General features: G+C 75.3%; 9 protein-coding genes. All 9 read right to left on the reverse strand.

Features of this window, described 5'->3' with window-relative positions; genetic code table 11:
• Positions 1 to 14 precede the first annotated feature (14 nt).
• The gene (locus tag ACIGO6_RS15400; protein WP_399875733.1) at positions 15 to 2156 is read right to left on the reverse strand and encodes a hypothetical protein; all 2142 of its coding nucleotides are present in this window, start codon (positions 2154 to 2156) and stop codon (positions 15 to 17) included.
• The gene (locus ACIGO6_RS15405) at positions 2153 to 4261 is read right to left on the reverse strand and encodes a hypothetical protein (RefSeq protein ID WP_399875735.1); all 2109 of its coding nucleotides are present in this window, start codon (positions 4259 to 4261) and stop codon (positions 2153 to 2155) included. Before ACIGO6_RS15405 ends, ACIGO6_RS15400 begins: the two co-directional genes overlap by 4 nt.
• Entirely contained in the window at positions 4258 to 7182 is a 2925-nt protein-coding gene (locus ACIGO6_RS15410; protein ID WP_399875736.1) for a hypothetical protein, read from the reverse strand. The genes ACIGO6_RS15405 and ACIGO6_RS15410 overlap by 4 nt, the downstream gene beginning before the upstream one ends.
• A complete protein-coding gene (locus tag ACIGO6_RS15415) occupies positions 7179 to 11432 on the reverse strand; it encodes a tubulin-like doman-containing protein (protein ID WP_399875738.1) in 4254 nt (1417 codons plus the stop codon). Before ACIGO6_RS15415 ends, ACIGO6_RS15410 begins: the two co-directional genes overlap by 4 nt.
• Positions 11433 to 11585: 153 nt before the next feature.
• Positions 11586 to 13940, reverse strand: a complete 2355-nt coding sequence (locus ACIGO6_RS15420; RefSeq protein ID WP_399875740.1) for a VWA domain-containing protein — start codon at positions 13938 to 13940, stop codon at positions 11586 to 11588.
• Between the two features lie 101 nt (positions 13941 to 14041).
• Complete coding sequence (locus ACIGO6_RS15425; RefSeq protein ID WP_399875742.1) at positions 14042 to 14656, reverse strand: Pycsar system effector family protein; 615 nt, start codon at positions 14654 to 14656, stop codon at positions 14042 to 14044.
• Positions 14653 to 15699: a hypothetical protein gene (locus ACIGO6_RS15430; protein ID WP_399875743.1), complete on the reverse strand. Its 1047-nt coding sequence runs from the start codon at positions 15697 to 15699 to the stop codon at positions 14653 to 14655. Before ACIGO6_RS15430 ends, ACIGO6_RS15425 begins: the two co-directional genes overlap by 4 nt.
• The gene (locus ACIGO6_RS15435; RefSeq protein ID WP_399875745.1) at positions 15692 to 18328 is read right to left on the reverse strand and encodes a hypothetical protein; all 2637 of its coding nucleotides are present in this window, start codon (positions 18326 to 18328) and stop codon (positions 15692 to 15694) included. The genes ACIGO6_RS15430 and ACIGO6_RS15435 overlap by 8 nt, the downstream gene beginning before the upstream one ends.
• A complete protein-coding gene (locus ACIGO6_RS15440; RefSeq protein ID WP_399875747.1) occupies positions 18325 to 19176 on the reverse strand; it encodes a hypothetical protein in 852 nt (283 codons plus the stop codon). The genes ACIGO6_RS15435 and ACIGO6_RS15440 overlap by 4 nt, the downstream gene beginning before the upstream one ends.
• Positions 19177 to 19190 lie beyond the last annotated feature (14 nt).

A 19190-nucleotide genomic window follows, 5' to 3' on the forward strand; every position in this document is an offset into this window, starting at 1 on the left:
TGCAAGGGCGCCGGTCAGCCGAAGAGCGCGACGAGGGTGATGACGACGAGGACGACGATCACCCCCGCGCCGACTCCCATGACACAACCGGGCTTGTACAGCAGGTCGGTGAGCCGGGCCGTGAAGTCGGGCCGCTCCGGAGCCGGTGCGGAGGACGAGGGCGCCCGCAGGGACGGCGCCGCACCGGTGGCCGGGGCCGGCTGCGGGGGGACGGCGGACGGGCCGGTGTGGCGTTGCAGCGCGTCGGTGACGATCTGCTGCCACAGCGCGGGCGGCAGGTCGGGGGCCTGGCCGTCCGCGGGCGCGACGATGGCCTTGTGCAGCCAGTTGCTCGCGGTGACGCTGGGGTCCCGGAGCATGCGGTGCAGCAGCTCCCGCAGGTCGGTCAGATAGCGGCTGTCGCGGGCCAGCGGGGCGACGGCCCAGGTGAAGAGGTGGGCCGCGCGGTCGGCCATGGCCGTCCTGGACACGGGGCCACCGGGCTCGCCGTGCGGTGCGAAGTACAGGTTCTTGCGGAGCACGTGCTCGCACAGCGCGTGCCGCGTCGCCTCCTGCCGCGCGGCGACGCGGTGCGGGTCGCCCAGCTCGTCGAGCAGGAGGTCGACGGAGTCCGGCGGCAGGTCCTCGGCGCGCAGCTCCCGCACCAGCGGCTCGTCGGGCAGCGCGCGCAGCTGCGTCCGCATCACCTGGCGCCGCATGGGGTCCCTGCGCTGGGCGTCCCGCAGCTCCTGGCGCAGGGCGTGCATGTCGCGGTCGTGACTGCGGTCGCGGTCGCGGTCCTGGTCGCGGTCGGGGCCGCGGTCGCCGGTGCTGTCGTGATCGTGCCGGGGGACGCCGGGGCCCGTGAGGCCGGGCTCCCGGGCGGGTGCCTCCGAGTAGTACGGGTCGCCGTACTGCGGCGAGGTCGGGGCGGGCTGGTGGTCCGGATACGGGGCGGCGGGGCGCGGAACCGCGTGCGGGGGGCCGGAGTACGGGTCGGGGGCGAGCGTCGCCGGGTCCGTTGCCCGGTCTCTTCCCTGGCCCGGGTCCGGGTCCGGGGCCGGGGCCGGGTTGGAGGCTGGGTCGGAAGCCGGTTCGGGGAGCGGTTCGGGGACCGGGACGGGAGACGGGGCCGGCGCCGGTGCGTGCGCCGGAACTTCCGAACGGCTCATCGACGGATACGGCCGGCCCATGGACGGAGACGGTCGTCCCGGGCCGAGGATCTCCCGGAGCCGCTCCTGACGTCGTGGCCAGTCCCACGTCGCCCCGTCGGCGAACTCGTCGACCAGCTGCGGCACCCCGGGTCGGGCCTGCGGGTGGGCGAGGAGGTGGTCCACCAGCCGGTCCGCCGCCCAGTGCTCGAAACCGGGGTCGGGCACGGGGCGGCCGGTCACCCGGGCCAGGGGGCCCGAGCCCCCGGTGTCCGGCTCCCAGCGCGGGACGCACGTCAGCCGCAGCGGATGGGTGTCCACCGCGTCGTAGGTCGCGAACGTCCAGTCCTGCCGCAGCCAGGGCTCGAAGATCAGGAACAGCCCCAGACAGACCAGCGCGGTCTCGTCCCGGTCCGGGTGGCCGGTCCGCCGCTCCCCGGGTTCCGTCAGCAACGACACCCGCTGGGCCGGGTCGCGCAGCCACTCCGCGGTGATCACGCTCAGCGTGTCCCTGACGGTCGGCAGGCGCTCCAGCATCTCCGGCAGCCGCTGGCGCGCGAGCCGGTCGAGTTGCGCGTAGTCGACCGGGTGCTGCCGGCCGGTCGCCGTCTCGGCGACCTCCTGCCGGCCCCAGCCGCCGTACGCCAGAGCGAGGCACTGCCGCGTCTTCAGGGTCCCCGGCCCGCCGACCAGGACATGGCTGACCGTACTGGGCCGGCCGCCCCGGTCGGTGGTGGGCCAGCGGCGGACCAGCATGACGCCCCCGTCGCGGGGCAGGACACGCACGGTGCTCGGCCGCGAGGCCGCGGCGCCGGACACCCACAGCAGCGGGCCCAGCTCCCGGCCCACTTCCTCGGCGCGCTCGGCCGTGCAGGAACGGGCGACGGCGTTCATGCCGGTGCCCTGGCGGCCGTGGTTGCCGTCCCACCGGAAGACGACCTGGTGCACCGAGTCCGTGCCACCGCCCGGTGCCCGTCCGGTGACCGAGTCCCCGCGGCCGGGGTTTCCGCTCTGCACGTCACTCATGTCCGCTCCCTTCCTCGGGCGTCCTCCACCGGCACCGCCTCGAACGCGGGCGTCTCGCCCACGGTGAACGTGTCGGCGCCGCCCGGCACCTCGATGAGTCCGTGCATCGCGAGCAGCGACAGCAGCGGCTCCAGCACCCGCCGTGGACCGGCGCCGGCCGGGTAGCGGCCGTGGTCCTCCTGGCCGCCGGTGGCCGAGGCGACGTGCAGGGTGCAGCGGCGGATCGCGTCGAAGGGACGCAGCCACGCCGGGCCGGCGTGCTGGTGCAGCAGCCGGTGGACGTCGCTGCTCTCCTCCCGCACCAGCGCGGTGTCCAGGGAGGTGGCCGGGGGTCGGTCCAGCCACCGGTCGACGGGCGGCTGGAACCGGAGCAGGTCCGCCTTGCCGAGCACCATCGCGGCCGCCACGTCCAGGTACGGGCCGTTCTTGGGCAGCCGGTCCAGGACGGTGCCGAAGGCGAGGTCGCCGTCCCGGTTCACCTCCACCCCCAGCCGCTCCCTGGCATGGTCGAGGTGCGGCAGCGGGAGGGCCAGCGCCGGGTCGACGACGAAGACCAGGGCGTCGATGCCGAGCAGGAACCGCAGTGCCGCGTCGGTCCGTACGAGGTCCTCGCCGCCGAGGTCGAAGAAGGCGACCGGACGCACCCGCCCGTGGGCGTCGGTGATCAGCAGGGACTCCACGAAGCGGGCGAAGCCGTCCAGGCCGACGCCGGCGGTGTGGTCCAGGACCTGGCCGTTGCGCAACGGCTGCACGCGCTCGCGTACGAAGCGGGCGTGCTGCTCCGGGTTGACGGACTGCCACTTGAGGCCGAACGGCTCCAGGCCGCCGTCGGTGATCGCCGCGATCATCTGGGTCAGCAGATGGCTCTTGCCGGTGGAGGACTGGCCGACCATCGCGACGGTCAGCGGACGCCCGTAGGTGAGGTACGGCACCGGAATGAAGTGCTCGGGGAAGTCCGGGTCGGCCGCGCACTTCTGGACGGCGCCGCGCATGACGTCCTGGCGGCGCAGGGGGTTGCCGATGCCGGCCGGGTCCAGGGGCTGGTACTGCATCCTGCTGTCGGTGACGTACAGCGCCGTGAGGTCGAGCCGGATCGTCTCCAGGCAGTACGGGCAGAGCACGCCGCCGTCACCGTCCCCGGCCGCTGCTTTCGGATCGGGCTCCGCGGCGGTGGCGGACGCCCGGCGCTTGAGCCGCAGCGCCTGCTCGAAGGGGTCCTCCCGACCGGAACGCGGTTCGGCCGCCGCGCGGGTGGCGAGCGCGACGCGGCGGGCGGCGCCCGGTGCCAGGAGGTCGAGCAGTTCGGCGGGGGTCGGCCGGTCGGCGGCGCGCGGGGCGAACGCGTCGCGCAGCGTCCGGGCGAGCAGCCGGTGCTCGTCGAGGTCGGCGGGCGCCCGGTCGGCGTGGCCGGGCCGGCCGGTCACCAGCTGGTACAGCACCTGGGCGGCGCTCCACACCGCGTCCCGGGGGTCGGTGAGCCCCTCGCCCCGGCGCTGTTCGGGCGAGCAGTAGGGCGACCGGCCCCAGGGCCGCCTCGGCCGTCCGGTCCGGGCCACCCCCTCCAGCCCCCAGAGCTGGGCCGAGGCGCCGTCCCACAGCACGGTGGCGGGCGAGACGCCGCAGGGCACCAGGCCCTGGCGCTCCAGCACGTACAGGGCCTGCAACAGGTCCCGGGTGAAACCCCGTTGGTCGGTCGCGGACATCACGTGGGTCCGCGCGGCGGCGGTGCCGCGCGGTGCCGCGTACAGCAGGAAGGGCTCCGCCGCGTCCAGGTCGTGGCCGATGATCCGGGGGAACAGCCCCGCGTACTCGGTGTCGTCGAGCGCCCGGTGCAGGGACAGGGCGGTGCGGGCCTCCGTGTCCAGCAGCTCACGTGCCCCCGGGTGCGCGGCGTCGGCGGTGGTCAGGCGTACCTGCACGCACTGCTGTCCCTCGTCGTCGAGCAGGCCGTTGCGGACCAGTTGGGGCAGCAGGGGATCACGACGGGACTCGGGCCCGAGGCGCACGGGGGCGACGCGGCGCGCCCCCGAGGGCGTGGAGAACGCGAGCGTGGCCGCCCGCGGACCGCCGGGCCCCGTCGTGTGCCGGTGGGTAGTGCTGGTCACCGGAGATCGCCGTCCCCTCGCTCGTGCGGGTCGGCCGGGTCGGCCGGGTCGTGGCTCTCGTACGGGTTGGCACGGTCGTAGGTGTCCGTGCGCTCGTAGGCGTCCGTCCGGTCGTACGTGTCCGTCCGGTCGTACGGCGGGTGGTGGTCGCCCGTGCGCTCGTACCGGTCCGTCTCGTCGTACGGGCCGGGCCGGTCGTAGGCGTCCGTCTCGTCGTACGCGGCGGGCCGGTCGTACGGGGCGGGCCGGTCGTGGGGTGCTCCCGTCCCGTCGTACGAGGGAGATCGGTCGTACGAGGCCGCCGTACCGTCGTACGAAGGGGCGCGGTCGTAGGAGGCGGGCCGGTCGTACGGGTTCCGCGCGCCGTACGGCGGGTCCGGCTGCCCGTACGGGTCCGTCCCGCCCGTGCCGGGGCTGTGGCGGGGCCGGACGGTGTCGACCACGCCCATCCGCAGCGGGGTGAGCCGCAGCAGGCCGGCGTACCGTCCCGACGACGTCCACAGCACCCCCGGCTGGGTCGCGCCGCTCGCCTGCCAGGCCTTCTCGATCTCGTCCCGCACGGCCCGCGGGGCGAACCTGATCCACACCGCGGCGGCCGGGTCGCGGCTGAGCAGCGTGCCCTGTTCGGGCGAGGACAGCTGCACCACGGCCTGCCGGTCGGCCTCCGTGCCGACGAGTTCGGCGAGCCCGCGCGGGTCGGTGCCCAGCAGGCTCGCCGAGGTGGCGCGGACGCGGCGGGAGGCGGCGAACGGCGGCGGCGCCAGTACGCCGTTGTGCCGCAGATGCCGGCGGGCGGCCGACAGCAGCTCCCGCACCCGTTCCTCGGTGCGGCGGACGGCGAGGGTGCCGGCCTGACCGCGCTCCACGGCGCCCCAGTACGGGCCCATCGCCACCAGCGCGGCGTCCGTCAGGTCGGCGGCCAGCGTGGCGACCAGCTCCGGGCCGCCCTCGCCGTTCTCCCGGTCCAGCCAGCGCGGCGCGCTCGCGGCGCGGTCCTCCCACGGGGCCCCGACGGCCCCACCCGGCTTCTCCCCGGCCGGCTCGTCCCACGCGGGCCGGGCGTACGCGCTCGCCCAGTCGGCGTCGGCGTCGTCCCCGGCGAAGGCGTCCGTCTCCAGGACCGAGGTGCTGGAGAGCCAGTCGTCCTCGGCGAGCGTGCCGGTGTCGGCCCCGCCGACGGTCACGGGCCGCTCCGGCTCGGGTGCCGCCTCGGCCTCCGCGGCGGCGGCCGTGGCCCTCAGCATGCCGGCGACGGACCGGGCCGCGTCCGCGCAGTACAGGCGCTCCTCCACGGCCCAGTGCTCCCGGACCGCCTCGGCGAGCAGCGCGTCGAGTTCCTCCAGGGCGCGGCGGAGCGCGGCGGTGGCGTGGCCCGGGGCCCAGGAACCGGCCGCCGCGCGCCAGAGCCGGCGTACCGTCTCGGCCGCGATGCCCAGGGCCAGCAGCAGGCTCACGGTGCTCACCCAGCGCGAGGGATCGGTCGCATACGCCAGTGCCGCGCCGGCCGCCGCGCCGACGACGGCCGCGACCCGGGGGGCCACGGCCCAGCGGCCCGGACGCCCGGTGTCCCGCAGCCGGGCCGTGCCGAGCACCGCCATGCCGATGAACAGCAGCGGGACGGCGAGCGCCAGCGCGAGCAGGGGCCCCTGCCACAGCGCGCCGAGCAGGCCCGCGACGGCCGCGGCCGCCGGACCGACGGCCTCCGCGCCGGTCGCCGGGCCGCCCTCCCGGCCTCCCGGTCCGTTCCGGTCACCGGCGGCGCCCGTCACGTCACCGGAGGAGCAGGCGGCGAGCCTGGGCAGCAGTGCCGTACCCGGTACGGGCTCCACCCGCCCGGCCAGGCCGGTGAAGCGCTGGGCCACCGACCGCAGGGTCAGGCCCTGGCCCAGCAGTTTCCCGGCGAACTCCTTCAGGCCCTCGCCGATCCGCTCGCCCGTGCCCTCCGCCGAGGGCACCCGCAGCCCCAGGGCCGCGAGCCGGGCCGCCGCCTCGGCGGCGGACGCCGTCGCGCCCCCGCCGCGCAGCGCGGCGCCCACGAGCTCCCGGTACGAGTCGAGGTCGTGCCGCGCCTGGTCGACGTCCGCCTCGAACGCCTCCCGGCGGGCGGGCCGCAGCAGCCCCGGCAGGGACCCCAGCCCGGCCAGCGCCTCCTCGGCCCGGTCGATGGCGTCCTCACACGCGCGGTACGCGTCGTCCGCCACCCCGCCGGGGTCGCGGTGCTGCTGGTCCCGGGCGCCCCGGCCGGTCACCAGGCCCCGCAGGGGCTCCGGCAGGTCGGCTCCCGACGAGGCGGTCGCCAGGACGTCCGGCGCGAGCTCGGTGTCCTCACCGGCGAACCGGGCGAGCGCGTCCCGCCAGGCCCGGTCGCGCACCTCCGGGGGCAGGTCCTGCTCCAGCAGCCGCACCCCGGGTGCGGCGACGGCGTCGGGCAGGTCCTCGAGGCGGTCGAGGACCGTCAGGTAGACGTCCGGCACCGACAGCACGTCGACCAGGACCGCGAGCGCCGCCGGGTCGTCCGGCAGGGGCTGCTCCAGTGCCGTACGGGCGGAACGCAGGTCGCCCGCCCACAGCAGCGCACAGCCCGAGGCGCGCAGCACCGCCGGCCGCACCAGCCGGCGGTCGGGCTGGAACGCCTCGTCCTCACCCGCGTACGAGCCCGGCGCGCTGCCCACCAGGAGGACCAGGATCCTGACCTCGCCCACCGCGCGGTAGCCGGTGAGCAGTTCGTACTGCAGCTGGTGGTCGGTGAGCCCGGCCGGGGTGTCGACGACCAGGAACAGGGGGTCGTCGGGATCCGGCAGGCCGGCCTGGCCCAACTGCCGGGCGACCCGGGCGCGCAGGGCCGGCGGGGTGTCGAGTTCCGCCGCGCCGGAGCGCAGGTCGAGGTGGATGACGGAGCCGAACTCCTCGGGCGTGCTCACTGCGCGTCACCGTCCCACGGGTTGTGGCGGTCGCGGTCCCGGTCGTGGGCGCCGGTGTCCTCCGGCTTGTCCCACGGCGTGCGGGGGTCCTCGGCACCGTCTTCGGCGGCGGCCAGGTCGCCGCCGTCGCGGTCCGCGCCGTAGGGGTGGCGGTCGTCCGTCCGCGCACCGTTCGCACCGGCGCGCCGCGTGCCCCAGCCGTCCCGGTCCTCCCGCGCGTCGTCCGCGTACCGCTCCGCACGGGGCCCGCCGCCGTACGACTCACCGCGATCGCTCACGGGCATGCGGCGCGGCGAGGTTCCGTAGGGCTCGGCGCGGTCGTCGGCGGGTGCACGGCGGGGGCGCTCGTCGTAGTCGTCGTCGCGCGTGCGACGTGGCCCGGTGTCGTAGTCGTCCGCGGGTGCACGGCGCGGTCCGGTGTCGTAGTCGTCGGTGGGTGCACGGCGGGGCGAGGTGCCGTAGTCGTCGGCGGGTTCGGGGCGGGCGGAGGTGCCGTAGTCGTCCACCGGCGTGTGGCGGGCCCCGGTGCCGTAGGGGGCGTCGCGGTCGCTCGCGGGTGTGCGGCGCGGCGGATCGTCGTACCGCTCACCACGGCCGGTGCCGTACGGCTCGTCGGGGTCGGCGACGGGCGTGCGCCGTGGCCCGGTGCCATAGCCGTTCGCGGGCGTGCGCCGCGGGGGTACGTCGTGGTCGTCCGCGGCTGTGCGGCGGGGTCCGGTGCCGTGGGGCTCGTCGTGGTGGTCCGCGGTTGTGCGGCGGGGTCCGGTGCCGTAGGGCTCGTCGTGGTCGTCCCCGGGTGTGCGGCGGGGGCCTGTCCCGTACGGCTCGTCGTAGTCGCCCCCGGCCGCGCGCCGCCCGCGTCCGTCATGGCCGTCCGCACCCCCGCCGCGCCCGCGCTCGGCGTGACCGTCACCCCCGGACCCGGTCCCGGCCCGGGTCCCACGCCCCCGCTCGGCGGCGGCATCGGCGTCGTCCCGGCCCAGTGCCTCGTCGCTCCGCGCGCGGTACGCGGCGAAGGTCTCGGGCGGGGCCGTGCCCCAGTCGTCGTCATCGTGGGCGGTCCGCCGGGGTGCGGGCAGCTCCTCGGAAAGGCGGGGCGTCACCGTGCCGAAGCGGACGTGCTCCAGCAGCGTGCGCAGCGTCGGCTGGACGGCGCGCTGGTCGCCGAACTCGGTGTCCAGCGCGGCCGGCAGCGTCTCCGCCCAGAACTCCCACAGCGGCCGGACCCAGCCCTCGACCCGCTCACCGCCGCGCCTCCTGCGGTCCGCCAGCAGTTCCAGCTGGCGCGGGGCGATCTTCTCGACCAGCTCGACGAAGAGCGGGTGCGGGTCGCTGCCCGCCCGCGCGAGCCCGGCCGGCTGCGCCCCCATCAGCTCGCGGCAGTAGTCCTCCACGGTCCGCTCGTCGTCGAGGACCGTCCAGCGTTCGTACGAGCGCAGCAGCTCCGCCCAGCTCGACACGCCGCCGGGAAAGTCCCCCAACCGCAGCCGGACGCCCGGCACATGAGAGCCCTCCTCGGGGAAGAGCCGCAGCCGGATGCGGGCCGGCGAGGCCGTGTCGCCGTCGACCACGTCCACCTGGCCGTTCCACATGCAGCACAGCAGCCGGTGCAGGATGGTGCGGCGGTCCTCCTCGCTGCTCACCATCCAACTGTCCCGGAAGCCGAGCCGCTGACGCCAGCGCAGCACGTCGTGGGCCTGCTCGGAGTCCTTCGCGCGGGCCCACTGGCGCAGCACCTTGCGGGCCTCGGGCACCTGGGTGAGGCTCATCTCGCTGCGGAAGAGGACCACGGTGACCGAGTCGCTCTCCACCCCGCGGTAGTCCACGGAGTTCTTGGCGTCCGACGGCAGCCGCAGCGTCTTGCCGAGGTACTCCTTCACCTCCTCGACCGCCTGCACCCGCGGATACGTCACCAGTGCCCGCAGCGGTCCGGTCCCCTCCGGGGTGAAGCCCACCGGCAGCAGCCCGGTCAGCTTGCGGCCGAACAGGTCGAGCGCCTCCTTGCTGACCTGGTCCGTGGCGCTCGCGTCGCCCGCCGCGGCGGCCAGCAGCGTGCCCATGCTCGGCAGCAGCGGACGCTCCTCCAGCCGTTTCCCGCTCTCCGCGAACAGCCGGGTGATGCGGGCCTCCAGCACCGCCTTGACGGTCGCCACCGCCCCCTCGGGGTTGCGGCGGCTGAGCGCGTGGACCGTGCGCCAGGTGTCCCCGCCGACCAGCCGGAGCAGCAGCGCGGCCTCGTCGTCGTTCTCACGCAGGTTCTCCCGGCGGATCAGCCGGGTGACGACGTCCTCGTAGAAGTGGTTGAGGGTGCGCTGCGGCGGCAGCAGGTACGAGATGCCCGTGCGGTCCTCGTAGAGCTCCAGGCCCTTCTGCTGGGACGCCTTGCGTTCCTGGTCGCTGTGCCTGCGGAAGGCGTTCACCAGGCGTCCGAGGTCGGCCCCGGCGGTGTCGGCCTGCGGCTGCCAGTGCTGCTGCTGCTCGCGCCACGCCTCGTGCCACACCGTGCGGCAGCGCCACCGGTACCAGTCGTCCTGCTCCTGGACGGCCGCCTGCACGTCCTCGTCGCCCCAGCGGGCCGGGGACATGCCGGCCAGCCGGCCCTTGATCCGCGGCGCCTTGGGCGGCTGCTCGGTCACGCCCGGCGGACGCTGGGGGGCGCGGGCCCGGTTGTCCAGCATGCCGAGGAACCCGAGCCGGGCGATCGGCTCGTCGCTGTCCGGGATGCCCCGCACCACGCGCTCGGCGAGGAAGGGGTCCACGGTCTGCAGCAGCTTGTCGATGGCGGGGCGGGGGGCGAACCGGTCGGCCAGCACGGCGGCCTGGCGGGTGACGTCGGCCCGCAGGTCGGACAGCAGCCGCTGCATGTCCGCGATCCGTTCGCCCAGCGCCCGTTCGATGTTCTTGCTGCCGCGCGGCAGCGGATCCGGCTCGGGGACGTCCAACTGCCTGCGTTCCCAGAGCTCCTCGAGGTGGGAGTCGGCGAACAGCTGGCGGATCATCGGCACGGTGCTGTCCCGCAGGAGGGTGCGCGGCCGTTCCACGAGGTCCGTGACCGCCTCCCGCAGCAGCCGGCCGGCCACCAGGTCGGCCAGCTGGTCCATGGGCGCGGTCATGGAGGCGACCAGGCTGGTGGAGACGCCCTGCCGTCCGATGCCGGTGGGGGACACGGCGCTGCGGTGCACGCCGCGGTTGATGAAGCTCGCGGCGAAGGTCTGGTAGTCGTCGTCGGCGGCCATCGTCCGGCCCTTGGAGCGGCCGTCGCCGAGCTCGGTGCCGATCAGCGACATCACCAGGGAGACGATGGAGCGGCGCAGGTCGTCCGCGCGGATGCCGGCCGTGGGGCTGAACAGGAACGCCGTGGGCAGGATGCCGGTGCGCAGCCGGATCGGCATGGTGCCCGGGTAGCGGATGCCCATCCCCGAGTCGTGGTCGAGGTCGCCGATCTCCGCGCCCTCGGTCGGCGCGTTCTGTCCGTCGACCAGCCGGAACAGGTCCACCAGCGCGCGGGCGGCGTTGAGTTCCGCCTCGCGCCCGCCGCCGGAGGCCGCGGAGAACGACGACGGCATCACGACCAGCGGGTAGATCTTCACCCCGTCGAAGCGGCGCAGCTGGAACGCGTGGTTGATCAGGTGCAGATAGTCCAGGAAGATGCCGGCGCCGGTGCCGCCCGCGACCGAGAACGCGACGAACACGTCACAGCCGTTGGTCTTGCCGCCGCCGAACTCGCTCAGCCCGCCCGCCGACTTGGCCATCAGGTCGATCGCCTGGAGCAGCGGTTCGAGGACCGGGCCGAGGCCGTGCCGGAGCGTGGCGAACAGGGCCGCGCGGCCGACGGTGGGCAGCTGGCCCGCGCCGTTGTGCAGCGGGGTGACCTTCGGCTCGTCGATGCGCGGCGGCAGCCATTCGGCGACCTCCTCGCGCATGCTCGCCCGGAGCATCTTGGTGACTTCCGGCGAGGCGTCGAAGTTCGGCAGCAGGTTGTGGGTGGCCCGGGAGGTACGGGCGTACGCGGCCCGCAGCGACGGGTCCACGTTGAACTGCGGCAGCCGCTGCAGGTCGCTCTCGCTGTAGTCCGCGTACACGAACTGGAGGCCGTCGGGCAGCTGGTAGGGCGCGTAGCCGTTCAGCCCGGTGAGCGCCAGGCCGTCGGGACCGCACAGCTCGGCGCGCAGTCTGCGCTCCAGCTCGGCGCCGACCAGGCCTCCGGTGCCGCCCAGACCGACGAAGAGCATCGGCTGGAAGATCTTCATGGTTTCCTCCCCGCTGACGGCCGTCGCGGCCGCAGGTTCGTGCTCGGTACGTTCATTGCTCGGTACGCCTGCTCGATACGCCTGCTCGGTACGTCCTGGAGTGCGCGCGGCGCGCGAGGGGGGCGCGAAGTCGCCGCGCCCGCCCCCCGCGTGTCACATGTACGAGTCGTAGGCGCCACCCGTGCTTCCGCTCTGCCCGGTCCCGGAACCGGCCTGGGAGCCCGGGGTGCCCGCCGACCCGCTCCGGGCCGTGGCCGCCGGCCTGCGGTTGCGGGGGGCGCGGGTGTCCTCGCCGAGGGTCAGGCTCACCGTGTCGGTGAGCGGGACCTGCCCCCGCACCGGCAGCGGCGTCCGCCCGCCGCCGCGCTTGCGCAGCACCGCTCCGCCCTCGGGGTTGCGCTGGACGGCGTACTCGCCGTGGGGCCGGCGCTCGATGCGCGGGGCGCGGTGCGGCTCGACGAGCGCGAACTCGTACCACTGCTTGTGTCCGTGCCCGGCCAGGTGGTCACCGCCGAGGACGTCGCCGTCCGCGGAGACCAGGCGCAGCACCAGTCCGTACGGGTCCCTGCGGGCGCGGCGCTGCCGTACCCAGGCGAGCACCGCGACGACGGCCAGCACGAGCACCGCGGCGGCGGCCACCACCGCCCACCAGTACTTGTCCCAGAAGCCGGGCTCGGGGGTGATCTGCACCGAGAGCGGGGTGCGGACCAGCGTCCGGTCGCCGTCGGTGGTGTCGACGGCGGTGACGGTGCCCGACAGACGCAGTCCGTCGTCGCCGAGGCGGTCGCCGAAGACGTCGGCGGGGGCGACCGTGACCGTCACCTTCCGGGTGCCGGAATCGCCGGGCGCGAGCTGGATCTCGCCCGGGCTGACCGACAGCAGCCCGGAGCGCACGTCGGCCACGGACAGCCGCAGGGTGTGCGGGGCGTCGCTGTTGTTGCGGACGGTGAGGGTGCCGGTGACCTTGCCGCCGGGGTGGGTGTCACCGGCGGGCAGCTCCAGCGCGGTGGTGACGGGCAGCTCGCCGGGCGCGATCTGGCCGAGCTCGCTGCGGGTGTCCGCCCGCAGCCCCGACGCGGTCAGTGTGCCGTCCACCTTCAACGCCCCGTCGGCGCCGGCGGGGATGCGCACCGAGCCGCTGAAGGAGCCGTCGTTCGCCTCCGGGTCGGGGCCCTTGCCGTCGTCGGTGAGGGACAGGGCCTGCGGGGCGAAGCCGTCCCCGGTCAGTTCGCTGCTGACGCGCAGTCCCGCGTAGTCCGCGGGGTCCTTGATCTGGTAGCCCTCGCGGGTCTGCAGCCGCATCGTCACCGTGACGTTCTCCCCGGGCTTCGGCGAGGGCGGGTCCATGGTGATGGCGCCGCGCAGCTCCCCCTGCCACAGCACGCTGACCGCGACGGGCAGCGAGCGGTGGCCCTCCGGGGCCTCGGCCTTCACCCGCCAGGTGCCGGGCAGCGGGTCGACGATCTTCAGGGCCTCCACGGTGCCGCCGCCAGCCAGTTCGAAGCGGGACTTGCCCTGGGTGCCGTTCGTGGGCACCGACTTGCCGCTGGGGTCCTGGTAGGTGATCCGCACCTCGGGGTCGCCCTTGTCGACCACGATGCTGCCGACGGTCGCCAGGGGCGAGATGTCGATCTCCAGAGTGGCCGGCGGCTTGTTGCTGGGGCCCTCCTCGTAACGCTGGCAGTGCGCGGCGGCGAAGATCTTCCCCAGGGTGGTGGCGACGTCCTTCGCGGAGGCGACCTTGTACGCCTTCGGGGCGGCGGAGGGCAGCTTCACACAGCCCTCCTGATAGCCCCCGGCGGCCATCCGGTCCAGCTGCGCCTTGTCCGGTTCGGACCCGAAGCCGAGCGGCCAGATCTGCACCTTCTGGGCGCGGGCGTTCTCCAGCTCCTTGGTCAGCTGCCGCTCGCCCTCGGCCTCGCGGTGCGCGGGGTCGCCGTACTTCTCGCTGTCGGTGACGTCCATCTTGCCGTCGGTCAGCAGGAACAGCACACGGGGTTCCGACGCGTCGGTGCCGGTGGTGAGTTCGTGCACGCCCTGGCGTATCGCGGTCGGGAAGTCGGTGCCGGTGCCCTCGCTCTCCTTGCGGGTGCGCAGCTTGTCCACGCAGGCGCCGATCGTCTTGCGGCCCGCCGCGTCCAGGGTGGTGCGCGGGCACACCGGGTCCACCGCGCGCTGGCCGGCGGACTCGGCGGCGGCGAATCCGAAGACGGTGATGTGGGAGGACGAGGACACGTCGCCCAGCGCGATGCGGGCGGCGGCGGCCTTCTCGGCCTTCATGTCCTCGGGCGCGAGGCTGGCGGACTCGTCCACGGCGACCGCGTAGTTGACCGACGGGAACGGTTCGGAGTCCGCGACCGGCACCGCGTCCCGGCCGGTGTCACTGCCGGTGCCGGGGCCGGTGGGTGTCAGCAGGGACACGAGCACCGCGGCGCCGCCCAGCGCCAGGACCGTGGCGCGGTGCGCCCGGCCTCTTCCCGTCCGCCGTCTTCCCCAGGCTCTTTGCACGGGCGTCCCCTTGGTTCTCGTTGGTTCTCGGCGGTTCGCGTTGTTCTCGGCGTTCTCGTTGGTTCTTGGATCGTCTCTGCGTCGTTTGCGCGGCCGCGCGGTCAGCGCGCGGTCAGCCCCCAGACCAGGGCCAGCGCCGCCGAGGGGACGAGGGCGCCCATTCCCCAGCGGATGGCCCGGTACTTCGCGGTCAGGATCGCGCTGACGTCCACGGCCTGGACGAGCAGCCACCCGGCGGGATCCCGCCCGGCCTCGGCGATCCGGGCGGACAGCCACGCGAGATCGCGGGAGGCCGCCAGATCACCGAAGTACGTCACCCCGTCCTCGCCGCGGACCGTGCCGGTGCGCGGCATCAGCGCCCCGACGAGCGCGCCCACCGCGACCGCCCAGAGCAGCCCGGCGAGCAGCAGCGTCACGTCGACGAGCCCGCGCCAGCCGGGCGCGCCGTGCCAGCCGAGCAGGAACGCGGGCAGCGCCAGCGTCCCGGACAGCAGCACGGCGGCCTTGGAGTCGGCCCGGCCCAGGTCCTCGCGGACCGTGTTCAGCAGCAGTTCCGCGATGCGCTCCCCCGCCCGGTCCGGGCAGTGCCGACCCCCGTGCGGCACAGACCCGTCCGGGTCGGGGGAGGCACGCCCCCCGCTCACCGTGGTCGCTTCCCCGCCCCCCGTGGTGGCTTCGCCTCTCCCCGTGGTGGCTTCGCCGTCCTGCGCGGTCACCGGTCGTCCTCCGCCCAGTCCCAGCCGTCGTCCCGCGAGCGTCTGCGACGGCGCGGTGTCCGGTCCTCGGCGTCCCCCTCCGGCCCGGGCCCGTACGACGGCTCGTCCGCCACCCAGTCCGGGGTGAACGGCTCGGCCGGGGCGGGCTCCAGCCGCGCGGGCTCCCGGCGGGCGGGCACCGCGCCGACGGGGCCCTGGATGGGGCGTCCGCGGCCCTGGTTGAGGAGGTTCAGGGCCTGCGTCTCCACGTCGTTGGACTGGATCTGGCCGCTGGCGACCATGTCGAAGAGCCGGTCCACCCGCTCCCGCTCGTCCTGCCGGCCCTCCTGGCGGATCTTCTCCAGGAAGTCCTTGGCGTTGTCCGGCTCGGCGGCCAGCATGTAGCTGAGCTGCTCCAGGTCACCGCCGCGCAGCATGGCGCGGAACGCGTCCTGCCGTACGCCGGTCAGCTCGGCCGAGGCGCGTGCGTTGCGGATCTCGTCCATGTGCTCGATGGTCCGGTCGTCCACCCGCAGCCGGACGTACAGCCGTACGCGCAGGCCGAGTTCGGCACCCAGACTGTCCCAGCGGCCGCCCGCGCACTCCCGGGTGAGGGCGCGGTCGGCCTGTTCGGCCTCGGTCACCCGGTAGGTCGAGGTGACCTCGCGCAGCCGCTCGAGCACCGGGGCGGTGAGCCGCCCGCCGACGTCCTTCACGACCTCGACGGCGGCCAGGTGGGGATCGGTCACCGCCCAGTGGATGTCCACCTCGGCCTTGAAGAAGGTGGCGCCGCCGGCCGCCGGGAGGTCCATCTGGAGCCGCGTCTGATAGGTCCCGAGCGCGATCTCGCAGACGTTGTACGGCCGCGCCCACGTCCGCTTGTCGACGTGCCGGGTGCCGGAGACGGTGACCACGCTGTACCCGCCGTTGCGGTAGAACAGCACCGAGGCCCGCTGGGCGCTGACCTGCGGGTGTCCGCCGGTCGGCGCGTACTCCCGCAGGAAGGGGCCCGCGGGACCCGCGCCCGCTTTCCCGGCCTCCGCCCCGCCCACGTCCTCAGCCATGCCTGACCTCCTCGCGCGTCCGGTCCCGCGGCGCGACGGCGAGCCACCACAGGGCGCGCGCCTGCGCTTCCGGGAGCGGATCCTCCGGATCGTTCATCATGCGGCGCAGCAGCCAGTCCAGCCGCCGCCGGTCGTGCTCCTCGCCGGTCACCGCGGGCAGCAGCGCCGCCAGCCCCGGCCGGGTCCACTCGTCGCCGTTGCCGCGCACGGCCGACCGCAGCAGCGACTCCAGCGCCTCCGTCGCCACCTCCTTGGAACGCGGCGTGTTGAGCGCGGTCCACAGCAGGTCGGCCATGGGGCGTACGAGTTCGGGGCGGGCCGCGGCGAGGGCGAGCGGCAGCGGCCAGTCACCGCGGTCGCCCAGCGGGGAGCCGGCGTCGTCGGCCAGCACCTCGTCCACCGTCGTGAGCGCGAGCCGGACGGTGGTCACCAGCCCCAGGTCCTGGTGGGTCTCGCGCTTGTGGTGGGTCCAGTCGGACACCCGCCGCAGCACGGCCGCCGCGTCCGGGAGCGCCAGCAGCCGTACGACGTTGAAGGAGGCGACCGCCAGCTGGTCCCCGTCGTCGCGGACCCCGATCCGGGCCAGCGCGTCCAGCGTGTCGCCGGTCGTGGCCGCGGAGTTGCCGTAGCCCAGGGCCATGGCCGCGGTCCAGCGCAGCGACTTGGTGCCGTACCGGCTCCAGTCGCCGACCACCTTGTGCACGATGCGGCGGTGCGAGGCGTGACCGGCGGCCTGGTCCAGCGCGGTGGCCGCGAAGACCCGCCGCCGGGGCGTGGCCGCCTCGGCGAGCGGACGGATCAACTCCGCGTGGCCGTGGTCGAAGTCCCGTACGCACAGCTCGCCCGCGGCGACCGCGGCCCGCATCCACACCTGGGAGCGCGGGTCGTCGGCCAGCAGCCGCAGCCAGCGCACCACCGGGGCCCGGACGGCGAAGTGCCGGTCCCACAACTCGCTGAGCACCGCGGACGGCAGGGCCTGCCCCCGGTACCAGATCAGCCGCGACGCCACCTCCGCACCGGCCACCTCGACCCGGCCGTCCTTGAGCTCGGCCCGGCTGAGCGCCAGGTCGGAGCGGGGATCGTCGCAGAACAGCGGGCGGGCGGGGGTGCGGTCCGGGTCGGCCTGCACGGACAGTTCCCAGGTCAGCAGGTGGGCGGCGGCGGCCACGGCACTGTGCGAGGCGCCGCCCAGCACGGCGAGCGCGATCCGGAACGCCACGGGGTGGAACAGGCCCGCCGCGCCCGGCCGTTCGCCGTCCGGCTCGTCCCCGGCCGGTGCCGCGAGCGCCCGGTCCACACCGGCGAACCACTCCTGGGCCTGACGGGCGGCGAGGCTGCGGCAGCCGGAGAGCAACTCCTCCCGGGGCAGCTCCCCGAGCACGTGCCCGGCCAGCAGGGAGGCGAGCACCTCGGCCTCGGCGGGGCGCAGGTCGTCCAGTCCGACGGCGTCCCTGACCTCCGGCCGGGCCCACAGCGCCTCCGCGTCCGCCAGCAGCCCGGCGGCGCGGTCACCGTCCGTCCCGTCCGTCCCGGTCGCGGTGGTGTGCTCCTCCAGCCGCTCCCGCAGCCGGGTGGTGAGCAGTTCCCCGGTGGGTGCGGGCGGACAGAGGGCGCCGTACCGCCCGTTCAGCAGCGGGTCGGCCGCCGAGCCGACCGGGACGACGACGACGGCGAAGGCGTCGTGGCGCGCCAGGGCGGCGGCGAGTCCGTCCAGGTCCATCTCGTCGGGGACCGACGCGCCGGGCCGGGTGAGGGAGAGCTCCAGCAGGTAGCCGGAGAGACGACCCGCCTCCTCGTCCCCCTCCCCGTTGCCGTTGCCGTTGCCGTTGCCGTCGGCGTCGCGCAGGGAGTCGGCCAGCTGCCGGACCCCGCCGGCCGGGTCGACCCGCTGCACCCGGGCCCAGGACCCGGACCGCGGCTCGGCGCCGTTCGCCGCCGGGCCGGTGACCTCGTCGAGGAGGGAGAGCGCCGTGCTGGTGCGTCCGGTACCCGGTGCGGCCCCCAGCACCAGCAGCCGACGGGCGGTGAGCGCCTCGCGCAGCCGCACGTACCCCGCGGGCTCCACGTGGATCCGGCGGAGCCGGCGCAACTCCTCGTCGGGCACGGGACCGCTGCGCAGCGCCGAGCCGGGCCGGTGGGCGTCCATCCGCAGGTGGATGTCGCCGATGTGGGCGCTGGCGAAGTACGAGCGGTCGAAGGTGTGCAGGTCCCGGCCCGCGTCGAACAGCATGCGGGTCGCACGGCGCGTCCGTGCGGCGGCGGCGAGGTCGGTGGGCGCGTCCTCGCCCTGTTCCTCGGCGAGCGGGTCCCGGGTGTGCTCCTTGAACCGCCCGGCAGCGCGCTCCCGTTCCCGTTCCCGCTCCTCTCGTTCCTCCCGCTCCTGATCGGCGGCGGCGTCGTCCCCGCCGGCCGCCGCACCGTCCCGGTCCTTGCCGCCGTCGTCCCGGGGGGCGTCGTCCCGGTTCCTGCCGCTGTCCCGGTCCTTCCCGTCGCGTCCGGGTGCCCGGGCGCCGTCCGGCTTCCGGGGTGTGTCCGGCTTTCGGGGCGCGTCCGGCTTCCGGGGCGCGTCCTGCCCGCCGCCCCCGCCGCTCCCGGCGCCCGCGCCGTCCGCCCGCTGCTCGTCGCTCACTCGCCCCGCTCCTTCCGTGAGCGGTCACGGTCGGTGATCCGGCCGATGTGCACGGGCTGCTGGTAGACGTTGTCGTGGTGCTGCGACATGTCGCCGTAGACGGTGTAGCGGGCCCCTTGGAGCCCGGCGTCGGTGTCGCCGGCGTCGTCATCGCCGCCTCCCACGTCGACGGACGTCTCCCACTCACGGGCGGACGCCTCCGACGCACCGACGGACGCCTCCGACGCACCGGACGTCGACGATTCGGCCGGAATCTCGGGAGCGGGCCGCCCGGGAAGGTGGAACCAGGCGGTGACCTCGCCCTCCTTCAGCTCCAGCCGGGCCGGCGAGTAGCGCGCGGCCTCGATGAACTTCCCGCCGCCGCTGATCACGTCCTCGTACAGGGAGTTCGAGGCGACCAGCACCAGGTCGGCCTTCTCGGCGTCCAGCAGCCGCCGGGCGACGGGGGAGTCGGCCAGCCGGCAGGCGAGGTCGACCGCGCGTCCGCTGATGCCCCGGGCGTCGTGCCGGACCGGGCCGACGTGCATGGCGATCCGCAGGCCGAGAGGCACCCGCAGGCCGCGGTTCTCGTCCCGCAGGTTCTCGTGGACCTCGACCAGCCAGAGGCCGAGCAGCCGGGTCACCGCGATCCGGCCGGCCACTGCCAGCAGTACGCCGTCGCCGCGGTCCTCCATGTGCACGGCGTCCCGCGCCACCTTGGCGTGCGTGAACGCCGTCTCCAGGACGCGGTAGATCCGGGCCCGCATGCGCGGCTTGTCGACGTCGTCGTACTCCCCGGAACGTCTGGCGTCGACGCTGATGACCAACTCGTAGCGCGCCTCGCCGAGATCCATGACGTCGTCGTTCACCCGTGCCCCCTGCT

Source organism: Streptomyces sp. NPDC053750, assembly GCF_044544295.1.
Classification (GTDB): domain Bacteria; phylum Actinomycetota; class Actinomycetes; order Streptomycetales; family Streptomycetaceae; genus Streptomyces.